The 21,591-nt window shown below is 66.1% G+C and carries 16 protein-coding genes; 5 read left to right on the forward strand and 11 right to left on the reverse strand.

Translation table 11 applies throughout. The annotated features are described in order from the left end of the window. Nucleotides 1-2 precede the first annotated feature (2 nt). The 9 genes from V2L18_RS06620 to V2L18_RS06660 all read right to left on the reverse strand — a co-directional run bounded on the left by V2L18_RS06620 (nt 3) and on the right by V2L18_RS06660 (nt 11,995). Entirely contained in the window at nt 3-1,640 is a 1,638-nt protein-coding gene (locus V2L18_RS06620; protein ID WP_336177167.1) for a (2,3-dihydroxybenzoyl)adenylate synthase, read from the reverse strand. Then, nucleotides 1,637-2,872 (reverse strand): isochorismate synthase, encoded by a 1,236-nt coding sequence (locus V2L18_RS06625; protein ID WP_336177168.1) that lies wholly within the window; start codon nt 2,870-2,872, stop codon nt 1,637-1,639. The genes V2L18_RS06620 and V2L18_RS06625 overlap by 4 nt, the downstream gene beginning before the upstream one ends. 65 nt (nt 2,873-2,937) lie before the next feature. Next, entirely contained in the window at nt 2,938-4,071 is a 1,134-nt protein-coding gene (locus V2L18_RS06630) for a YncE family protein (RefSeq protein WP_336177169.1), read from the reverse strand. A gap of 53 nt (nt 4,072-4,124) precedes the next feature. After that, nucleotides 4,125-5,255: an ABC transporter substrate-binding protein gene (locus V2L18_RS06635; protein WP_336177170.1), complete on the reverse strand. Its 1,131-nt coding sequence runs from the start codon at nt 5,253-5,255 to the stop codon at nt 4,125-4,127. A 318-nt stretch (nt 5,256-5,573) separates the two neighbouring features. Next, on the reverse strand, nt 5,574-6,236 hold the full coding sequence (locus V2L18_RS06640) for a class I SAM-dependent methyltransferase (RefSeq protein ID WP_336177171.1): 663 nt from the start codon (nt 6,234-6,236) through the stop codon (nt 5,574-5,576). 62 nt (nt 6,237-6,298) lie between these two features. Next, the gene (locus V2L18_RS06645) at nt 6,299-8,515 is read right to left on the reverse strand and encodes a TonB-dependent siderophore receptor (protein WP_336177173.1); all 2,217 of its coding nucleotides are present in this window, start codon (nt 8,513-8,515) and stop codon (nt 6,299-6,301) included. A 212-nt stretch (nt 8,516-8,727) separates the two neighbouring features. Next, nucleotides 8,728-8,958, reverse strand: coding sequence for a DUF2188 domain-containing protein (locus V2L18_RS06650; protein WP_336177174.1), 231 nt, complete (start codon nt 8,956-8,958; stop codon nt 8,728-8,730). A gap of 134 nt (nt 8,959-9,092) precedes the next feature. After that, nucleotides 9,093-9,806, reverse strand: a complete 714-nt coding sequence (locus tag V2L18_RS06655) for an endonuclease/exonuclease/phosphatase family protein (RefSeq protein ID WP_336177175.1) — start codon at nt 9,804-9,806, stop codon at nt 9,093-9,095. Continuing rightward, nucleotides 9,803-11,995 carry a VTT domain-containing protein gene (locus tag V2L18_RS06660; protein ID WP_336177176.1) on the reverse strand — a complete coding sequence of 731 codons (2,193 nt, stop codon included), beginning with the start codon at nt 11,993-11,995 and terminating at the stop codon, nt 9,803-9,805. Before V2L18_RS06660 ends, V2L18_RS06655 begins: the two co-directional genes overlap by 4 nt. Nucleotides 11,996-12,309: 314 nt before the next feature. On the opposite strand from V2L18_RS06660, the gene V2L18_RS06665 reads away from it, so the two are divergent. From V2L18_RS06665 to V2L18_RS06675, 3 genes are read left to right on the forward strand one after another with little or no spacing between them, the layout of a single operon-like run. Further along, nucleotides 12,310-12,810 (forward strand): MarR family transcriptional regulator, encoded by a 501-nt coding sequence (locus V2L18_RS06665; RefSeq protein ID WP_336177177.1) that lies wholly within the window; start codon nt 12,310-12,312, stop codon nt 12,808-12,810. Continuing rightward, complete coding sequence (locus tag V2L18_RS06670) at nt 12,800-14,449, forward strand: MFS transporter (RefSeq protein WP_336177178.1); 1,650 nt, start codon at nt 12,800-12,802, stop codon at nt 14,447-14,449. The genes V2L18_RS06665 and V2L18_RS06670 overlap by 11 nt, the downstream gene beginning before the upstream one ends. Nucleotides 14,450-14,454: 5 nt before the next feature. Then, a complete protein-coding gene (locus tag V2L18_RS06675; RefSeq protein ID WP_336177179.1) occupies nt 14,455-15,564 on the forward strand; it encodes an HlyD family secretion protein in 1,110 nt (369 codons plus the stop codon). Between the two features lie 98 nt (nt 15,565-15,662). Here the strand turns inward: V2L18_RS06675 and V2L18_RS06680 are convergent, their stop codons facing one another. Together V2L18_RS06680 and V2L18_RS06685 are read right to left on the reverse strand one after the other, a co-directional pair. Then, nucleotides 15,663-16,226: a type 1 glutamine amidotransferase domain-containing protein gene (locus V2L18_RS06680; RefSeq protein ID WP_336177181.1), complete on the reverse strand. Its 564-nt coding sequence runs from the start codon at nt 16,224-16,226 to the stop codon at nt 15,663-15,665. Nucleotides 16,227-16,415: 189 nt separating this feature from the next. Then, entirely contained in the window at nt 16,416-17,348 is a 933-nt protein-coding gene (locus tag V2L18_RS06685; protein WP_336177182.1) for a LysR family transcriptional regulator, read from the reverse strand. Between the two features lie 218 nt (nt 17,349-17,566). Here V2L18_RS06685 and V2L18_RS06690 point away from each other — a divergent pair, with 218 nt between their 5' ends. Both V2L18_RS06690 and V2L18_RS06695 read left to right on the forward strand, forming a co-directional pair. Beyond that, entirely contained in the window at nt 17,567-19,612 is a 2,046-nt protein-coding gene (locus V2L18_RS06690) for a hydantoinase/oxoprolinase family protein (RefSeq protein ID WP_336177183.1), read from the forward strand. Nucleotides 19,613-19,639: 27 nt separating this feature from the next. After that, nucleotides 19,640-21,355 carry a hydantoinase B/oxoprolinase family protein gene (locus V2L18_RS06695; RefSeq protein ID WP_336177184.1) on the forward strand — a complete coding sequence of 572 codons (1,716 nt, stop codon included), beginning with the start codon at nt 19,640-19,642 and terminating at the stop codon, nt 21,353-21,355. Nucleotides 21,356-21,591: the final 236 nt, after the last annotated feature.

Here is a 21,591-nt window from a genome sequence, read left to right on the forward strand (position 1 = left end):
GTTCAAACTCCCTGCTTGTCACGTTGTGCTTCCAGGAACTCCGCCCGCAGCCGGGCGCGCAGTTCCTTGCGGCTGACCTTGCCGACCGCCGTCGTCTCGAAACGCTCGACGAACACGATCTGGTCGGGAACCTTGAAGTCGGCGAGCCCCCGGGTGCGCATGAAGGCCTTGATCGCGGCGCTTCTCGGCTTTTCGCCGCGTGGGATAATGAAGGCGCAACTGCGCTCGCCGAGATAATCGTCGGGAATGGAGACGACGGCCGCGTCGAAGACGTTCTCGTGGGCGAGAAGATGGTCCTCGATCTCTTCGGCCGAAATCTTCTCGCCGGCGCGGTTGATGTGATCGCCGGCGCGCCCCTGCACGACGAGATTGCCGTCGGCCCGGCGCACCACGATGTCGCCGGTGCGGTAGTAGCCATCGGGGGTGAAGGCGCGCTGGTTGGCGGCCGGCGCGTTGTGATAGCCGCGAATGGTGTAGGGCCCGCGCGTCAAGAGATGCCCGGGCGTGCCATCGGGGGCGGGGACGCCGCGATCGTCCAGCACCAGCACCTCGTCGTCGGGGCTGATGGGTCGGCCTTGCGTCTCCACGATCACCTCTTCCGGATCGTCGAGCCGGGTGTAATTGACGAGCCCTTCGGCCATGCCGAAGACCTGCTGGAGCGTGCAGCCGAGCACCGGCCTGATGCGCCGCGCGATCTCGGGCATCAGCTTCGCCCCGCCAACATGCAGCACCTGCAACGATGAGAGGTCGCAAGCCGTCGCCTCCGCCGCCTGGAGCCACAGGAGCGCCAGCGGCGGCACGAGGCCCGTCACCGTCACGCCCTCGCGCTCGATCAGCGGAAAGGCGCGCTCTGGCGAGGGCGAGGGGCTCATGACGACGCGCGCACCGACGTAAAGTGCGCCGAAGAAGCCGGGCGAACTCATGGGGAAATTGTGCGCGGCCGGCAGAGCCACCATCAGCACGTTCGCCTCGTCAAGACCGCAGATCTCTGCGCTCGCGCGGAAGGAATAGATATAGTCGTCATGCGTGCGCGGGATGAGCTTCGAAAGCCCCGTCGTGCCGCCGGAAATCTGCATGAAGGCGACATCGGAAGACGCGGCATCCTCCGCTGGCAAGAGGTCCGGGGCGGCCTTGAAGCCATCAAGGGCAACGAATTCCTCCGCCGCGCCGACGACGACCACGTGGCGCAATGCCGGCACCTCGGCCTGCACGGCTCGTGCAAGGGCGCGGTAGTCGAACGCGTCCCAGCGGTCCTTGATGACGTAGGCGGCGGCTTCCGCCGTTTGTGCGAAGTGGCGGATCTCCGTCAGCCGGTGGGCGGGCAGGGCGAAGACGGGGATGAGCCTTGCGCGAAAGAGCCCGAAGACGACCGACAGGAATTCCGCGATGTTGGGAAGCTGGACCACGACGCGGTCGCCGGGTTGAAGGCCCAGAGCGAGGAAGCCCGCCGCGATTGTTTCGGCGCGCGCCCGGAGCTCGCCATAGCTCCAGCGCGTGTACTCGTCGACAACCGCGATACGGTCAGGATGCATCGCGGCGCGGCGGTTCAGAAACGACGTGAACGTCTCGCCGGTCCAATAGCCCTTCTCGCGGTAGCGGCGGGCGAACTCCTCCGGCCAGATCTGCGTCGCGGGGGTCATATCGCCATGTCTCCCTCTCCGCGTCCCGGTTCCGCGATGCCGAGCGCGGCGAGCATCGCCTTGAATTTTACCGATGTCTCGTTGGTTTCCGAGGCCGGATCGGAACCAGGCACGATGCCGGCGCCCGCATAGAGCCGGGCCGTGCGGCCGGAGATTTCCGCGCAGCGGATGGAGACCGACCAGCGCCCATCGCCGGCCGCGTTGCACCACCCCACGGCGCCTGCGTAGAAGTCGCGGTCGTAGCCCTCCAGCCTGTCTATGGCGGCAGCCGCCTTCGCGCGCGGTTCCCCGCAGACGGCGGGCGTGGGGTGAAGGGCGGCGACGATATCGGCCGACGAGATCGCCGCGTCCTTCAGCCGGCCCTCGATGCGCGTGCCCAGGTGCCAGAGGCTTGCGGTCGCACGCAAACACGTGCCTTCCGGGGTTGAAAGATCGCGGCAGAAGGGCGCGAGCGTATCGAGGATCGCCTCCACCACCAGCGCATGCTCGCGGTGGTCCTTGTCGGACGCCATCAACGCCTTCGCCGAGGCCTCGTCGTCGCCCGTGTCGGCACGTCGCGGAGCGGAGCCGGCGAGCGGGTGGGAAAGGACGCGCAGGCCCCGCTTTTCGACCAGCAGCTCCGGCGTCGCGCCGATCAGCGTACGCGATGCGCCATTACGCTCGGGCAGGGGCGTTGCGAAGGTGGTGATGCTGGTGTCGCCGGCAAGGCGCGCGAACAGGGCGCGCAGGTCGAAGGAATGCTCCGCGGCGACAACGAGGCTGCGTGACAGCACGATCTTGCGCAAGGCCCCGGCGGAGGAGGCGATGACCTCCAGTCCGGCATCGACCGAACGGGCATAGCCGTCGGCATCCGGTTCGCCGGCGATCACGCACCGGCCGGCGGATTGGGGAGCCCGATCGCGCACCGCGGAGAGTTCCAGCACGTCGTGCGGATCGAAACGGCCCTGGATGCGCATTACCTGGCGCGGCTGGACGAGATGGGCGCTCGCCTCACGGGCAAACGGCACGGCGCCGAGCAGCAGGTCGGGTCCTTCGGCCTGTTCCTCGAAGAAGCGGGCCGTGCGCGCGCCCAGCGTCTCCAGCGGCCCCTGCGGGAGCACCGCGCGTTCGCCGTGGCCGATCACCGTCTCGGTGGTTCCCACGAGCGCGAAGGGCAGGGGGTGGCCCGGCGCATCGGCGGGCGTTGCGTCGTTGAAACCGCGCCAGAAGGGTTGGGTTGCCATGGTCGTCATTCCCGCATCTTGAAACGACGACCGCGGGCGGCGTCCCTTGAGGACCCACCCACGGTGTCGGGGCCTCAGGGTCGGATGAGCGAAACCGTGTCGCCGTTGGGATCTTCCACCGGCGGAGCGTCGCGCGGGCGCGGCGTCGTCTTGTTGGTGACGTAGACGCGGCCGGATTTGCGGTCGACGGCGACGGTGTTGGGCGCGCTGCCGGTCTCAAGGCTGGCGAGAACCTTCAGCGTTTCCGCATCGATGACGCTCACCGTTCCCGCGCCGCGATTGGCGACGTAGATGTGGCTATCGTCGAAATTGACGCCGAGCGCGCCGTCACCCGTCTTCACCGTGTCGAGGAGCTTGCCGTTGTCGGCATCGAGCACGGTCATCGTGCCGGACTTCTGGTTGGTGACGTAGAGCCGGCCGCGCTTCGCGTCATAGGCGACGTTGGTCGGGAATTCGCCTCCGGAGGCGTAGCGCGCCGCAACCGCGCCCGTTTCCGTGTCGAGTGCGATCACCTCGTTCGAATAGAGAAGCGTGGTGAAGAGCCGGTGGTTCGCCGGGTCGAGCGCCAGCCCAGTCGCGCCGGGATCGAGATCGTCGAAGGTCGTTACCAGCGTGTTGGCCGCGCCGTCGATCACCCAGATCGCGCTCTTGTCCTCCTTGCGGCCGACGACCGTCGCGTAGATCCGGTTCGATGCCTCATCGACCGCGATCTCGCGCAGGTGCGCCTTGTTGCCGGTGGCGATCGGCTTGATCAGTTCGCCGGCTTTCGCGTCCACCGCCGCGACCGCGCCAAGCCGCGTGCCGGTGGCATAGAGCGTGTTTGTCTTCGTGTTGAGCGTGATGCCGAAGGCCGGTACCTCGGCCATGTCGATCGTGCTCGTGATCTCCAGTGTTTCAGGATCGAGCACGAGGATCTTCGAGTTGTGCTTGCCGCGCTCGCCGGCGGTGGCGACATAGACCGGGCCGTCCGGGGCGACGGTGAGTTCGTAGACGTTGGTCCCGGCGGGCACGGTCTTGACCACAGCGGGGGCCGCGTCGGCGGCGGAGGCCAGCAATGCCAGCGCGCCGACGAGGGCAAGCGGGCGGAGGACGTCCTTCAGAATGCCGAGCCCCGGATTGCCGCCCTCGGCGTCGGGGCCGGCTGCGTTCGGGGCCGTTGCCATCGTCGTGGACGGCGGGGGCGTGTCGGCGGAAAGTGGCGTCCGCATCGGGTACTCCTGTCAGATATCACGGGCGGCGGCGCGGTTCGGGAGGGCTTGCGCTACTCGCTCCAGTAGACGCCTTCCAGCGGAACGCTGAGGAGGCGCGCATTCATCGCGTCGCGGGTCTTTGCGACGTCGATGTCGGAAAAGAGATCGGGGTGGATCCACTTCGCCAGCAGCTCGATCGTCAGCACGTCGAGGGGCGAGGAAAAAAGCTGGTGGGAGAGCGCATGGACGTTGCCGGCCGTCACCGCCGGCAGCTCGGAAAAACCGGTGCGCGCCAGCACTTTGGCGAGCGTTTCGGCGGTGCGTTCGGGATCATAGTCGGGGCCGACCAGCACACCGGCGCGCTTTTCCATGTAGGCGCCGCCGGTGGCGATGTAGATTTCCGGCTTCGCCTCGATGACGTATTCCAGGCTGATCTTGCCGAACGCGCGGTCGATCACGTCGGCGCCGATGTTGTGGCCTCCGGCGAAATCGATCATCGCGCCGATGCTGCCCGTGCCCGGCGAATTGCAGCAGTCGGTGGAGGTGGAGGCGTGCGCCTCCAGAAACACCTTCGGCCGTCCCGCGTCCGGGCGGCTTGCGAGCCGTTCGGCGATTGCGCGGTAGCGTTCCTGCCGGAAGGCGACGGCGGCTTTGGCCCGCGCCTCGTTGCCGGTGAGCGTGCCCAGCATCAGCAGCGTCTTGTCGACGTTCTCAAGCGGGTCGGCGACGTTGTCGGCTATGGCGACGGGAATGCCGGCGGCCTCGATCAACTCGATCTCGCGCGCCGACGGCTTCGACATGAGCGAGAAGACGGCAAGGTCCGGTTCGGCCGCCAGTACCTGTTCCACCGACAGCGTGCGTGATGAACTCGCCGTGTGTTTCAGCGTCTCGATTTGCGGGAAGCGCTGCCTGAAGCGGGCGTAGATTTCCTCGCCCAGCCGGTTGCTGTCATGCGGCCAGGCGACGACGAGCGAAACCGGATCGTCGCAAAGCATGGCGAGGTCGAGGAAGTAGCGCCCGTCGTCGATGAGGATGCGATGTGCGGGCGCTTCCAGACGGATCGTGCGCCCGGTGACGTCGGTCGCGACGATCTCGGCCTTGGCAGGTGCGGCTGCTGCGAGCAGCGCGGACGCGAGCAGGAACAGGGCTGAAAGGCCGGCCGTCCGCCCTCTTTCCGCAAAACGCGGACGTGCAAGGCGCATGCGCATCATCATTCCTCGTCTCTAAAACTTGACTTTTTAACTCATGAATATGAACATTCTAATCGCGCTTCCGCATTGTGCTGTCAAGCGTGCAATGCGGTTTTGGAAAGTTTTTCTCCTTCAGGAAGCCGTAAGAGTGCAAAAATTGTTTAGAAATATTCAAATATATATGGGTCAACAAACGAAATTTGACTTATTGTCATTCCAGTAATTGACGGAAATCCGCCAATTACTGGAATTGAAATATGAGAGCTTCACCAGAAATTGGCATAATTTAGGCATTTCAGAAATCGAATACACGAAATTGAGCGCGCGCGATCAGCGCCGCCGCAGAAACGTCATGCCGTCGCCGAACGGGATGAGCGACATGTCCACCCGCTCATCGTCGCGGATCTTGATGTTGAGCTGGCGCAGGGCGACGGTCTCGGGCCGGTTGTCGTCGGCATCCGCCACCGAGCGTCCCCAGAACATGTTGTCGAAGACGATCAGCCCGCCGGGGCGCACCAGCTTCAGGCAGCGCTCGTAATAGGCGTCGTAATCGTTCTTGTCGGCGTCGATGAAGGCGAGATCGAAGGTATCCGCCTCGCCGTTCGCGATGAGCCGGTCAAGGGTCGCGACCGCCTCGCCGAGCTGGAGATTTATCTTGTCGGAAAGGCCGGCGCGCGCCCAGTAGCGTCGCGCGATGGCGGTATATTCCTCCGACATGTCGCAGGCGACGACCTCGCCGCCCTCCGGCAGGGCGGCGGCGACCGAGAGCGCGCTGTAGCCGGTGAAGGTGCCGACCTCCAGCGTCCGCTTCGCGCCGATGAGCTTTGCCAGCAGCGCCAGGAATTCGCCGCAGGCCGGCGAGACCATCATCATGCCGTTGGCCATCGCCATCGTCTCGGCGCGCAGGTCCTTCTGGATCTGCGTCTGGCGGGTGCCGGTGTCGATGACGTACTGGCGGATCTCCATGTCGGAGACCTTCTTTTCCTTCTGCACGATGGATCGTTCCTTCTCAAATAGAGGAAAGCCCCGCCCGGATGCGCGGGCGGGGCGTGAAATCACCACTTGTACTTGAGCGAGGCGAGGAAGGTGCGGCCGGTGCCGTAGAAGCAGGCGTTGTCGGCCGAGCACGAGGAGACGTATTCGGTGTCGAACACGTTCTGCACGTTGAAGCGGAAGGTCGTGCCTTCGAGCTGGTCGTCGAGCTTGCCGAGATCGTAGTCGAGGGCAGCGTCGAACAGGGTGAAGTCCTTCACCTTCACGGTGTTTTCGTCGTTGGCCCAGCTCTCGCCGGTGTAGCGCACGCCTGCGCCGAGACCGAGGCCTTCGACCGCGCCCGACTGGAACGTGTAGTGCGCCCAGACCGAGGCGATGTGCTGCGGGATGGTCGCGGGCGTGTTGCCGACATTCGTCGTGGTAACAAGATCCTTCCTTATCTCGGCGTCGACGAAAGTGTACGAGCCGACAAGATCCCAGCCATTGTCGAAGCTCGCCTTGCCGGTGACCTCGATGCCGCGGGAATTTACCCGGCCGATCTTTCTGTAGTAACCGCTGTTTGATGTGTCGGAGGTGACCGCGTTGTTCTGGGTCAGGTCGAAGGCGGAGACCATGAGGAAACTGTCGTAGCCTGCAGGCTGATACTTGACGCCGATCTCGTACTGCCTGCCGGTGACCGGGTCGAGCGCGACATTCCCGACGGCAACGCCCGCCGGCACTTCGAAGGAGGTGGCGTAGCTAACATAGGGCGCGAAGCCGCTGTCAAACAGATAGGCCGCGCCGGTGCGCCAGGTGAAGGCGGTGCCCTGCTGGTTATCTGTCTTGAGATCGCCGCTGGCGATGGTCAGCGTCTCGGTCTTCTGTGAATACCAGTCGAACCGGCCGCCCAGCGTCAGGGCCAGCTTGCCGATGCGCGCCTGCTCCTGCAGGTAGGTGCCCGCCTGCTGGGTGTGCTGATCGGCGTCCGTCAGGAAGGCCGGGGTGGCGATGGTGCCGGAATAGTCGGGGTTGAAAATGTCGATGCTGCTGGCGCTGCCGCCGCCAAACAGGCGGTTCGCCTCCGACCACTGGTAGTCGAAGCCGCCGAGCAGCTTGTGCTCCACCTTGCCGGTCACGAAATCGGCCTCCAGCTGGTTGTCGACGGCCAGCGTGTGCAGTTCTTCGTCGACGGCAGAGGCCCGCCGGCCAAGCGCTGTGCCGGTGATGCTGACCGGCGCGACGCCCCTGAACTCGGTCTCCATGTAGGAGTAGCGCAGGTTCTGGCGGAAGGTGAAGACGTCGTCGAACTGATGTTCGAACTCGTAGCCGATCCGCATGCTGTCGCGCTCGAACTTGTCGAAGTCCGGATCGACGATGTTGAAGTCGTAGGGAATGAACACTCCCCCGGCGGCGGCGTAGACCGTGCCGGCTGCCGGCAGGCGCGAGGGGTAGTAGCTCTCCGGCTCGTGCGTCACGTTGGCGAGCAGCGTGATCTTCGTGTCGTCGCTCGGAAGCCATGTGAAGGACGGCGAGATCGAATAGCGCTGGCTGTTCATGTCGTCCATGTCGGACTGCTTGAAGTAGCCAAAGCCCGAGACCCGGTAGAGGAATGTCTCCGCGTCATTGACCGGGCCGGAGGTGTCGAAGGCGCCGGTCACGCCCCAGGGATAGCCGACGGCAAGTTCCACCTCGTGCTGCGTCTCCTTGGTCGGACGCTTGGAGACGAGGTTGACGAGCCCGCCCGGGTTGACCGCGCCGTAGAGCACGGAGGCCGGGCCGCGGAAGATCTCGATGCGCTCCAGCTCGCGCACGTCCACGGTGGGCTGGGCGAACGAGATGCCCTTCTGCATGCGCAAGCCGTCGAGATACTGCACGAAGCTCTGATAGCCGCCGAAGCCGCGCATCGGCACGATGTCGTAACGGTCCTGCGCGCGGATGTCGGCGGCGACGCCCGCAGAGTAGCGCAGCGCTTCCTGCACCGTCTGCGCGCCCTGCTGTTCCACCTGCTCCTTGGTCACGACGGAAACCGAGGCCGGCGTTTCCAGGATCGACGTGTTGGTCTTGGTGCCCGACGTGCTGCGCGAGGCGACAAGACCGTCCACAGGCCCTTTCGGATCTTCCGCGCTGTCCGCCTCCACGACGATCGTTTTCAGTTCGACCGTTCCGGCGCTCTGCGCGTAGGCGATGCGGGGAGATGCTGCCAGAGCCGAAAGAGCGGCGATGCCGACGAGCCCCGTCGTCGACAGGATGCTCCGTCGCCTGGCGAAACGACGGCGGTGGAAGTTGCGGACCATGGACATTGTTACCTCGCTGTCCCGAAGATCACGTCTCCGTTATCGAGGCTCATTAGCATAACTTGAGTCATAAACTCAATTTTATGCCTCTGCAAAAGTTGCAGTGTGTCCACAGGGCAACAGCATCCGCCGCGGCGTTCCGGAAGATCGTTTGAAAGCAGTGGCTTGAAGCCGGTCCGCAGGCCGCTCGCGCGCTTTGCCCGCGGCCCCGCCTTCGCTCAATCGTTGTCGCCGCCGGTATGGCCCCGCTGAACCGCGGAGACGGGATCGCTCGCGGGAAAGGTGCCGCGCAGGCCCTCGTCAAGCTCGCCATCCAGGACCGCCTGTTCCTCGGCGGCGGCCTTGCCTGCCGCCACGGCGTCCTCGCGGGTGCCGAAACTCTGGGATATCCGGCCGGCGACCACATAGGCCCAGCCGTCGTCGCGGTGAACGATGTCGATCGGTTTCATGGGGTCTCTCCTTTGCGTTTCCATTCGGTTTGCCCGAATGTTGTCTTGGGGAAACGCACCGCGTCCCGGCTTGTTCCGGGTAGTCATGATTCGCTGGCGTATGAGAAAAGCCGGTGCCGCCGGTAGCCACTGGCTTAAGTCGTCGCGCGGATATCGGCGATGACGGGCAGGTGGTCGGAAGACCCGCGTGCCTCGGCGTCGGTCCACGCGCTGACGAGGTTTCGAGGCGTCCGGCAGTAGATGCGGTCGAGCCGCAGGAGCGGAAAGCGCGCGGGGAAGGTCTTGACCATCGTGCGCACCGGCAGGACCTCGCGCATCGCCCTGCGCACCGCGCCGACCGTGAACCAGTCGTTGAAATCGCCGAGCGCCACGGTCGTGAGCCCGCGCGGATTGCCGGCGAGTGTCGCGAGCTTGCGGGCCTGCATGCGCCGCTCCGCGAGCTTCAGTCCCAGATGGGCGGAAATCAGGTGCAGCGCGCCGCCCGGGCTTTCCACGATCGCATCGATGGCCGAGCGCGGTTCGCGGCCGGCGAAGGAAAGATCGTGCAGAACGCTGTCGCGGATCGGCCAGCGGCTCAGGATCGCATGCCCGTAATAGTGGCCGTCGGGCGCTTCGATCGTGCGCGCCTCGCGCCAGTGGCCGCGTTCTTCGTGCAACTCCTTCAGCGGTGCGAGGCAGTCGATGCCCCGGCCGCGCGTGTCGATCTCCTGAAGCGCCACGATGTCGGGATCGTGCCGGCGGATGAGGCTGGCGATGCGCTCAAGGTCGAATTGTCCGTCCGGGCCGATGCCGCCATGGATGTTCCAGGTCATCAGCCGCACGATCCCGCCCTTGCGTGCCTCGCTCACGAACGCGCCTTGCGGTAACGGCGCACGAGAAACTGCAGCGCGAACAGGAACCCGCCCCACAGCACCACCAGCCCGGCGAAGACCGCCACGCGGCCGAGCGTCGGTTCGTTCACCAGCAGTGTCACCTGCCGGGCGAGAAGCGTCATGGTCAAGAGCCCAGGCGCGAGGCCGAGCAGCGTGCCGAAACAGTAGTCGGCAAAGCGCACCTGCACCGCGCCGGCGACGAGGTTCACCAGCGTGAAGGGGGCGATCGGCACGAGGCGGATGCCGGCGACCGCAAGCACCCCGTGGTCCGACATGCCATGCCGGATCCGGCTGATGCGCGGCCCGACGACCCGGCGCAGCGAGCGCTGGCCGATTCTCAGCCCGATCAGATAGGTGACGATGGCAGACAGCATGGCACCGGCTGTGGCCAGAAGCATGCCGAGCCAGCCGCCGAAGACCGCGACGGTCGCCAGGATCAGCACGGTGACGGGAAAGGCCACGAGCCCGCCTGCGATGAAGGCGGCGATGACGATGGCCGGTGCCCAGGGATGCTGCGCGATGCCCTGGAAGAGCTGGCCGAGCTTTTCCGGATCGGCGACCGGTGAATGGCGCCAGGCGAGGACGGCGAGCCCGACGACGGCGACCGCGATGGCCGCGCGCAGGATCGTTGGCCACCAGCGCGGATCGGGCGCGACCTCGGCGGCCGCGTTGAGATCGTAGAGCGGTTCCGGCGGATCGCCGATCTGGCGCAGTGACAGCGGCACGTCGACCTTCTCGTCCGCCACCGGCACCAGCGTGCGCCGCGTCTCGGGCAGTGCGTCGAGCGCGGCAAAGACCGAGCCGTCCGCCTCCTCGATCGCCTCCTGCAATGCCTCCGGTTCGATGCCGACATGCTCGCCCAGGAGCCGGTTGCGGACATGGGCTATGGCAGCGCGTTCCGTCGCGTCCGCCGCCTCCAGCGTCAGATCGCATTCGCTGTCGAAACCGATCGACCGGTTGCACAGGTTGGCGGAGCCGATCCTGAGCCAGCCGTCGTCGATCACCATCACCTTGGCATGCACCATGATCGGAACCGTGACGCCGTCGTCGCTCGCCTGCGGGTAGACGAGACGCACGCGGTCTTCCACGCCGGCGTTGCGCAGCACCTGCATGAAGCGCTGCCGGCCGTCGAGCATCGAGGCCTTGGCGAGCCATTCGGGGTAGGTTTCGGGCACGACGATGACGGCCTCGAGCGCCGGCTTCTCCTTCAGCCGCCGTGCGAGGGTGTCGGCGAGCGTGAGGGCGGTGAGGAACTGGTTCTCGATATAGAGAATGCGCTCCGCCCGGCCGACCATGTCGTACCAGAGCTTCTCCACCTCGGTGACGGCGGGCGTGCCGTCATGGGCGGGGTAGGTGCGCGAGATGCCGATCCGCGCGTCGGTGAAGGCGTGGGAAAGGCCCTCGGGCCACGGGTCGGCAGCGTCCCGCGCGTCGATCCCCGCGGGTTCCAGCTTCTCGTCGGTGGCGATCCGCCAGCGCTCGCGTACCAGATCGCCGAGTGCGGCGGCGGCCGCACCGTCCACCGCCATCTGCACGTCGTGAAACGGGCCGTAGGTGCTGCCGGTGGGGTCCACCCGGCGCGGATCCTCGGCCTTGTGAACGGAATTGTCCCAGCGCCTGCGGGTGAGGTCGAGGCCGCCGGAAAAGGCGATGCGGTCGTCGATGACGACGATCTTCTGGTGCTGCGAGGCGCCGAGCGGGATCTCGTCGTCAAGGCACAGCTCGATGCGTGCCGGGGTCGACCAGAACAGCCGCAGTCGTGGCGCCAGCTCCCGCTCAAGCGAGAACAGCATCGAATAATCCCACAGCAGCAGGCGGATGTGCAGGTCCTCGTTGCGGTTGACGAGCTCGGTCAGGAAGGCGGCAAAGGTCTCCGGCAGATCGTCGTCGACCGTGCCGTCGGGGCCGACGAGGCGCATGCGGCTTTCGATGTCCCAGCCGACGATGGTGATCGAGCGGCGCGCCTTCGCCATCGCCTTGCGCAGCGCGCCGAAATAGGCGCCCGCGTCGATCAGCGGCGCCGCGCGCGGAGCGGTCTCCACGCGCCAGACATTGCGGCCGGGCGCGAATACGCTATCGCCCTGCCGGTCATCCGAAGACCCGGCAGGCGCCCGGCCGTCGTCCTGCGCAATGACGTCCTGCGAACCGATGGGCCCGTCGTTCATGAACATTGTGCCCCCAAGGCATACCCCCAATCGGGTTGTGGTCGTGCGCGCGAGCGATGCCATGCTCGTTCAGCGGATCTGATCTGCGAAAAGACAACGTCGGGTGGCGGGGCGGGTTCCCATGAAGATATCAACCATATGAAATATATAGGAAAACAAATGATGGTTGGATCGTGGCGGCTCGCATTCCGGCACCGTTTCGTCGGCGCATGTCGGGTGGCGCCGGGTTGAACCAAAACGCAGCGCATGCTATTTAAATGTCGATTTACATAGCCTGCTATTTATATGCGGGCGAAGCGATCCGGAAAAATGACATGGCTGCCCACCCCCCGAGCGTTTCCTCGGAGTTCCTGGAAGCGTTGACCAAACTCAGCCGCAAGATCCGCACCCTGTTCAACGCGCGGGTGACCGCGCACGGGCTGACCTATCCGCGTGCGCGGGTGCTGATCCGGCTGGCGCGCAAGTCGGGCGTCACGCAGCGTGAGCTTGCCTGCGAGCTGGAGCTGGAGCAGCCGACGCTGGTGCGCATCCTCGACCGGATGGAGGCGCTCGACCTCATCACCCGCGAGCCCGACCCGGCCGACCGACGGGCAAAGCACATCGTGCTCACCGCGCACGGGCGCGAGCAGGCCGATCTGGTCCAGCGTCTCGGCGAGGAAGTCCGCAGCGAGGTCTTCCGCAATGTGGATGAGGCGGACCTGCGCTGCGCGATCGCGCTTTTCGACAGGATCGAGGCGGAGATCTGCGCCGGCGGGGGCGAGGCCGAAACAACGAAGCTCGGAACGCGGAAGACCGGAGGGCGCGATGGCCGATGAGGAACCCGCGCGGGGTGCGGCGCATCCGGCTGCGGCTTCCCATCAGCCTGCCGCCGCCCCGCCTCCACCGCCGCATTCGACCGGCCTGCTTCTCACCTACATGACCGTCGGTACGCTTGTCGCCATCACGCAGGGGCTCGGCATGAGCTTCGTGTCCGTCAATGTCCTCCAGCTTGCGGGGGAATACGGCGCGACGACGAACGAGGCGATCTGGCTTTTGGCCGTCTACATGGCGCCGAACGTCAGTCTGACGCTGCTTTTGCTGAAGCTGCGCTCGCAATTCGGGCTGCGCCGCTTCGCCGAGATCGCGATCATCGTCTTCGTGATCACGAGCCTGGTGCAGCTGTGGGCGACAGACTTCCAGACCGCGCTTGTGGTGCGCTTCTTTTCCGGTATCGCCGCCTCACCGATGTCATCGCTCGCCATTCTCTACATCCTCGACGGGTTGCCGCGGGAAAAGAAGCTGACGGTCGGCATGCCGGTGGCGATGACCGTCATCGTGATGGGCACGCCGATCGCGGGCCTGATCTCGCCCACTCTGCTGCACCTTGGAGGGGCGGAGGCTCTGTTCGCCTTCGAGGCGGGGCTGGCGCTGATCGCGCTCGGCATGATCATCCGGTTGCCGCTGCTGGCACCGACCCTGACGTTGAGCCCCATCACCCGGATGGACCTCGTCACCTATCTCTTTCTCGCCGTCGGTCTCGGCGCGCTGGCCATCGTCACGGTCACCGGCCGTTACTACTGGTGGTTCGAGGCGCCGTGGATCGGCGAGCTGATCGTGCTTGCCATCGTCTGCCTGACGATGGCCGCTGCGATCGAGCTCAATCGCGATGAACCGCTGCTCGATGTGCGCTGGCTGACCTCGAAGGAGATCGTCCACTTCACCGGCAGCCTGCTGCTGTTCCGCCTGCTCCTGTCGGAGCAGTCGACCGGCACGCGCCAGTTCTTCACCCAGCTCGGGCTCCTGAACGAACAGCTCTCGGGCTTCTACTGGATCGTTCTCCTGAGCGGCGTTCTGTCGGGCTTCGTCTGCTCCAGGCTGATCCAGCCGGGCAAGGTCGCCGGCATTCACCTTCTCTCGCTGATCCTGCTGGCCATCGGCACGGGGCTCGATTCCCAGGCCACCGCCGACACCCGGCCGGAGCAGATGTATCTCTCGCAGCTGCTGGTGGGTATGGCGAGCGGCCTGTTCCTGCCGCCGGCCATGGCCTTCGGCTTCATCGCGGCGCTCAAGAAGGGTCCGAACTATCTCCTGTCCTTCGTCATCGTGTTCCTGACCACCCAGCGTCTCGGCGCTTTGTTCGGCAGCGCCGTCTTCGGCACTTTCGTGACCTGGCGCGAACAGTTCCATTCCGCCCATCTGGCGAGCCGTCTGGTGCCCTCCGACCCGCAGGTCGCAGCCCGCATCGGCCAGCTCGCCGCGTCCTACAAGGGCGTCCTCACCGATGCCGTCCAGCTCAAGGCGGAAGGCGCCGTCCTTCTCGCCGCGCAGGTGCGCAAGCAGGCCTATGTGCTGGCCTACACGGACGCCTTTTTCGTCACCTCGGCGATCGCGACGGTCGCCGTCATCGTCCTTCTTCTCTACCTGGCCTGGCGCGCGCTCCACCAAGCGGTGAGCCCCGCGCCGGCGGAAAGCTGACCATCATGGCCATCAAGTCCCTTTTGCCCTCGGCTGTCACCTCCCTTGCGATCGTTGCCGGCGCCGCCGGGGTTTCGCTGGTGCTCTACTCCTGGAATCTGCCGCCCTTTCACGGCTCGCTGGAGACGACCAACGACGCCTACATTCGCGGCGCGGTCACCACCATCGCGCCGCAGCTTGCCGGCAATATCGTTCAGGTGCCCGTCCGGGACTTCCAGCACGTCAGCCAGGGCGATTTGCTGTTCAAGATCGACGACCGCATCTATGCCCTGCAGCTCGCGCAGGCGAAGGCGACGCTGGCAGCGAAGACGGCGGCGCTCGCCAAGTCCGCAAGGCAGCGCATGTCTGCCCGGGCTCAGGTGGAGGCGAGCGAGGCGCAGCTGGAAAGCGCCGAGGCGGCGCTGACGCAGGCGGTCTCAAGCTGGCAGCGCACGCAGGCCCTGCAGAGGAAGGGCTTTTCCGCCAATTCCGATGCCGACAAGAGCCGGGCCGCCCACGACCAGGCCGCCGCGGCCGTGCGCCAGGCGCGCGCCGCGCTCACCGTGGCGAAGCAGAACCTGCAGGCGACGGAGGCCGACCGGGATCAGCTCAAGGCAGAGGTCGAGGGCGCAGGGGCCGCTGTCCGCCTCGCCGAGATCAATCTGCAGAATACCCGCATCATCGCTCCGCGCGACGGCACGCTCGGCCAGATCGGCGCCCGCGTCGGGCAATACGTCTCCGCCGGCAGCTCGCTCACCTCGCTCGTTTCCGACACGATCTGGATGGTCGCGAACTACAAGGAAACCCAGCTTCCCGGCATGAAGGTCGGCCAGAAGGTGACCTTTACCGTCGATGCGCTCGACGGCGAGGTCTTTCATGGTCGCATTGAGCGCTTCTCGCCCGCCACGGGTTCGGAATTCAGCGTGATCAAGTCCGACAACGCGACCGGCAACTTCACCAAGATCGCGCAGCGCCTGCCCGTGCGCATCGCCATCGATGCGGGCCAGCCCGACACGGGGCGGCTGGTGCCCGGCATGTCGGTCGAGGTCAGTGTCAATGTTGCCACCGCACCGCTGCCGCCAGCCGCCGCGCTCGCCGAGGCGGAGCCGCAGAAAAGCCGCGTGGCGCTGCCTTAAGCCCAAAAATGCGCAAAGCGCCGGAGGCGGTCCGCCCCCGGCGCTTTTTCGTGTGACCGTGTTCGCGGTGTCTCCGGACGCGCGGCGCGCCCGTCCGCTCACGCAACCTTGCGTCGTTCGTGGCGGCCTTCGCGGACTTCCTCGATGATCTTGCCGACGAAGGCATCCAGATCATCCGGCTTGCGGCTGGTGACGATGCCACCGTCGGCGACCACTTCGCGGTCCACCCATTTGCCGCCGGCATTGATGACATCCGTGCGGATCGAGGGGTAGGAAGTCACCTCCCGGCCGCGCACGGCATCGGCTTCCACCAGCAGCCAGGGGCCATGGCAGACCGCGGCCACGACCTTGCCGGAGGCGAGGAAGCGCTTCACCAGCGCCATCGTGTCCGCATCGACCCGCAACAGGTCGGGGTTGATCTGGCCGCCGGGAATGACCAGCGCGTCGTAGTCTTCCTCGCGCGCGTCGGCGATCCTGCGGTTCGCGGGAACCGTGTCGCACCAGTCGGTGCCCTTCCAGCCCCGGATCTCCTTGCCGTCGAGGCTCGCCACGTCGACCGTGGCGCCGGCCTCGCGCAGCTTGTCGCGCGGAACCTCAAGCTCGCTCTGTTCGAAGCCGTTGGTGGCGATGATCAGGATGCGGGACGCATTGATATCGGTCATGGCTTTTCACTCCGGGTTGGCCGGACCCTGCGCGCTGCCGGTCGTGCCGGCATCGTCGTCGGGCCGTGGCGCATGTGTTCGTATTTCGTCGCCCGCTTCCCGACGTGGCGTCCGTGCGCGGGCCGACATGCCTTCAACGGACTTGCCCCACCTCGCGTTCCCCAATGAAGAGGATCCAGGCGTCAGGCGTCAGGCGTCAGGCGTCAGGCTTCGGGCGTGGGGCGAGGGCGCGAAGGCGGCGAGATGGTCGCTCAGGTCGCGCATGGGGCGGGTTAAGGGGCGGCGCGCGGCGGTCAGCACGCGGATTTCGAAGAACAGATCCGGCACCGCCACGTCGAGCGCGACCAGCCGGCCCGCGGCCAGATCTCCGGCGACGGAGGCTTCCGTCGAGCAGGCGATACCGACGCCGGCAATCACCAGTTCGCGCAGAAACTGGTATTCGGTCGCCTGGGCCACCAGCTTGAGGTCGCGGATGCCGACGCCGGCGAGCAGGCGCGATACGGATTTTCCGAAGACCGAGCCGGGCGGTGCGCTGACGAAGCCGTGGCGCGCCACGGCTTCGGGCCGGATGCGCCGCTTTCGGGCCAGCGGATGATCCGGCGCCGCGATGAGCCGGAGCTTCTGGGCGCCGATCACGCGGGAATCGAGGCCGCGTATCTCCTCGTTCACCTGCACGCAGCCGACATCGGCTATGCTCTCGCGCAGGTCTTGGACCACTTCCTCGTGCTTGCCGACCCTGACCACCAGTTGCAGGTCGGGCCGGGCGAGGGCGAAGCTCGTCAGCGCATCCTTCAACGCGAAATTGGCGAGGCCGCGCTGGATGGAAATCACCAGCCGGTCACTCGTCTCGCCGCGCATGTTGATGATGTCGGCGCGCATGTCGTCGACCTCGGCCAGCATTTCGCGCGCATGTTCGCTGACCGAGCGGCCGAGTTCCGTCAACAGCGGACGGCTGCCGCGCCGACGTTCGAAGACCGCGCCGCCAACACGTTCTTCCAGCGCCCTTATGTGGGCGGAGACGGAGGGCTGGGCGATATTCAGCAATTCAGCGGCGCGGGAAAAGCTTCCCGTGTCCACAATCGCGAGGAATACCTCAAGGCGACGCAGAGAAACATTTATCATACCTATATCCTATAGTCTATAATTTATTAAAGATAGAGCCTCTGAACCCGTTGCTTGCCAATATGCCGCAGTGTCATTCTTGCGCAACTGGAATCAAAGGCATGATCCAAAGCCGGATTCGACCGTTCGTTTCTTTTGCGTCTGAGTTTTTGAAAAAATCTATGTTTGGCGGCTGAAGTCTGCTGGTCTGCCGCTGCGAGAGAAAAGGCAGTCATCCTGTGAACATCGTCGGTGTCGATATTGGCGGAACGTTTACCGATCTCGTCGGATACGTGGACGGCGCGCTCGTAACGTCCAAGACGTCGACGACGCCGGCCGATCCCACCCGTGCCATTGCGCGCAGCCTCGAGCTCGCCGCCTGTGTGCCGGGGCAGATCGACGAGATCCTGCACGGCTCGACCATCGCCATCAACACGGTTCTGGAGCGCAAGGGCGCGCGTACCGCGCTCATCACCACCGAGGGCTTCCGGGACGTCTACGCCATCGGTCGGTCCAACCGGATCGATGCCTTCAACCTGTTCTTCGAGCGTCCCCAGCCGCTGGTGGAGCGCGCCTTCACCTTCGAGATCCGCGAACGCATGCTGGCCGACGGCACGGAGCTGGAGCCGGTGGACGCGCAGGCGATGGAGCGGATTCTGGCGGCGATCGATGCCGCGGGCTGCGAGGCGGTCGCGGTCTGTCTGCTTCATGCCTACGCCAATCCGGCGCACGAAAGGCAGATCGGCGCGTTCCTTCGCGAGCGCCGGCCGGACCTCTTCGTCTCTCTCTCGCACGAGATCCTGCGCGAATACCGGGAATACGAGCGCACCTCGACCACCGTGCTGAACGCCTTCGTCGGCCCCCGTGTCGGCGGCTATCTCGGCCGGCTGGAACATTATCTGGGCGGGGCGGACTTCAACGGCCGTGTCCAGATCATGCGCTCCAACGGCGGGGTGATGTCGCTGCGCCATGCGCGCGAGCAACCCGTCACGATGATGGAATCCGGTCCCGTCGCCGGCATGATCGGCGCCGGCCGGCTGGCGAGCCTGCTCGGCCTGCCGCGCGCCGTCGGCTTCGACATGGGCGGAACGACCGCCAAGTCGAGCCTGATCACCGACGGCGCGCCGGCAATCGAGACCGGCTATGTCATCGGCGACAGGGCCACCGGCCAGCCGATGCAGCTTCCCGTGGTCGATATCGTTGAAATCGGGGCTGGCGGCGGTTCCATCGCCTGGGTCGATCGGCAGGGCGGGCTGCATGTCGGTCCGCAGTCGGTCGGCGCCGATCCGGGGCCGGCCTGCTACGGCAAGGGCTCGGGGCTCGCGGTCGTCACCGACGCGGACCTGCTGCTCGGCCGCATCAATCCCGCCCGGTTCCTTGGCGGCGACATCCAGATCGATCCGCCTGCCGCGCGTACCGCGATGCGCCGCTCGGTCGCCGAACCGCTGGGCCTCTCGCTGATGGAGGCGGCCCGCGGCATCGTCCGCATCGCCGATGCGGCCATGTCGCTCTCCGTGCGTTCGGTCTCGCTTCATCGCGGCGTCGATCCGCGTGATACCGCGCTCATTGCCTTCGGCGGGGCGGGGCCGCTGCATGCGATGTCGATCGCCCGGGAATTGTCGATACCGCAGGTTGTCGTGCCGAAACTTCCGGGGGCCTTTTCCGCCTACGGCATGCTGATGGCCTCCTGGCGGCAGGATTTCGTGCAGACGCTGATCGGCCGCGTCGGCGAACTGGACGAGGCCCATGTGGCCGCCGTCTTCGCCGAGCTTGCCGAGGTCGGCCGCGCGCAGCTTGGGCGCGACCACCAGGCCACGGCCGATTTCCGCTTCTATGCGGACCTGCGTTATGTCGGCCAGGAATACGCCATCTCCATTCCCGTGGAGGAGCCGCGTCAGCTTTCCGTCGATCCCGCCGCCCTGAAGGCGCGGTTCGATCGCGAGCATGCCCGCCGCTATGCCCAGTCCGCGCCCGACGAGACGATGGAGATCGTCTCGCTGCGCCTCGTGGTCTCCGCCACGCGCGACGACACGCTCGCCGAACGCTGGCTCAGCGAACCGTTCGTCGCCGAAGGCGACGCCAGCGCCGGCCGGCGCGATGTCGTCTTCGACGATCCCCGTACCCCGATCTCCACGCCCATCCTGTGGCGCCCGGCACTGAAGGCCGGAACGCGCATCGAAGGCCCCGCGGTGATCGAGGAAGAGAATGCCACGACGTTGATCCACCCGGGGGATGAGGCGGTCGTCACCGACGCCGGCCACCTGGTGGTCAAGGTCGCGGTCTGAAATGCCCAAGGCCCCATGGACCAGAGAGTGAAGAAACACCCGGTCGATCCGATCACCGTCGAGGTGGTCCGCAATGCCATCGTCGCCTATGCCGACGAAATGGCCGACGTTCTTTCCAAGTCGGCCTACAACATGATGATCTATGAGGTGCGCGACTATTGTTGCGGTCTCCTGGATACGCAAGGTCGCATGATCGCGCAAAATCGCGGCGGCCTGCCGATCTTCCTCGCCGACTTGGGCGTGGCGGTGAAGGACGGCATCAAGCGCTACGGTCTCGATGGCTTTGCCGCAGGCGATGTCGTGGTCATGAACCACGGCACCGTCTGCGGCCAGCACCTGAACAACGTGGTCGTCTATGCGCCCTGCTTTTCGGAGGGCGAACTGGTCGGCTTTGCCGCCACCCGCGCGCACTGGGTGGATATCGGCGGGTCGCGCCGCGGCTTCAGCTACAACGCGACGTCGGACATCTATGCCGAAGGGCTGCAACTGCGCTCGCTCAAGATCATGCGGGCGGGCAAGCCCGACGAGACCCTGATGCAGATCCTGCGCGACAACATCCGAGAGGCCGACGCGGCCCTTGGCGACCTGCGCGCCCAGACGGCGGCCTGCCAGGTTGGCGCGAAGCGGTTCGCCGACCTGATCGCGCGCTATTCGCGAGACTGCGTGGAGGATTGCGTGGCGACAGTCTGGGAACAGGCCGACAGGGCCGTGCGCCGGGTCGTCGCCGCCATTCCGGACGGTCATTACGAGGCGGAGAGCCTGCTCGACAATGACGGCTTCAACCTCGACCGGCCGCTCCGGGTCAAGGTCGCCGTCGATGTTGCCGGCGAGGACATGACGATCGACCTGTCGGAGATGAACCCGCAGGTGGAATCCTCGGTGAACAGCGGCCGTTCCGGCGGCATCGCCTGCGCGCGCGTCGCCTTCAAGGCGCTCACCTCGCCCGATCTCGACGTCAACGAGGGCTGCTTTCGCGCGCTCGACGTGGTGCTGCCGGACGGCACCATGCTGTCGGCGCGCCCGCCGGCCGCGCTCGGCCAGTGGTCGATCGTCATGCCGACGGTCGTCGATACCATCCTCAAGGCGCTGGCGCCCGCCGTGCCCGACCGCATTCCCGCAGCCCACAAGGGCGATCTCGGCGGCTGCACGTTCCACGGCGTCAGCGAAGACGGCACGCCGTTCATGCTGATGAACATTTTCGGCGGCGGCTGGGGCGGGCGGCCGCACGGCGACGGCGCATCCGCCTCCATGTCGGTGTGTCAGGGCGACGTGCGCAACACGCCGGTGGAGCTGCAGGAGATCAAGTATCCCTTCATCATCGAGCGGCACGCGTTGCGGCCGGATTCCGCCGGTGCGGGAAAGTATCGCGGCGGTTTCGGGGTGGAGCTCAGCTACCGCTGCCTGTGCCGGTGTCGCGGCAATATCGGCTTCGACCGCACCCTGACGCCGCCGTGGGGGCTGGCCGGCGGGCATGACGGGGTGGCGGGCGTGGCCGTCATCGAGCGGGCCGACGGAAGGGTGGAGCGCGTCTTCAAGGCGACCGGCCTCGCCTTCGAACCCGGCGACCGCATCACCTTCATGACGGCCGGCGGCGGGGGATACGGCGATCCCCGCCTGCGCGATCCCGATCTGGTAGAGGCCGATCTTGAAAACGGCCTCATCACGGAGGAGGCGGCCCGGCGCGATTATGGCGTGCGGAAAGCCGACCGGTCCGCCGCTCTTCGCGGTGCTGCGGCCGAATAGGGCCGCGCCGCCGCTTTGCCGGATGCGCGTGTCCCGTCATCCGGGTGCAATTTTAAAGTGTGCTGAGGAGTGCGGTGGCCGGTTCTCGTGTGTGTGCGCGCCGTCGGCGAGCACCTTCGATCCGAAAAAATGTGCTTTCCGGTCGGGTTGGCCGTCCGGCGGGGGTGCAAGTCGTCTTCCGTTGGGGCACCATGGGTGCGCGGTGTCCGGTTGTGGCGGACTTATGTGCCCCGCCG

Source organism: Breoghania sp. JC706, from assembly GCF_037026715.1.
Classification (GTDB): domain Bacteria; phylum Pseudomonadota; class Alphaproteobacteria; order Rhizobiales; family Stappiaceae; genus Breoghania.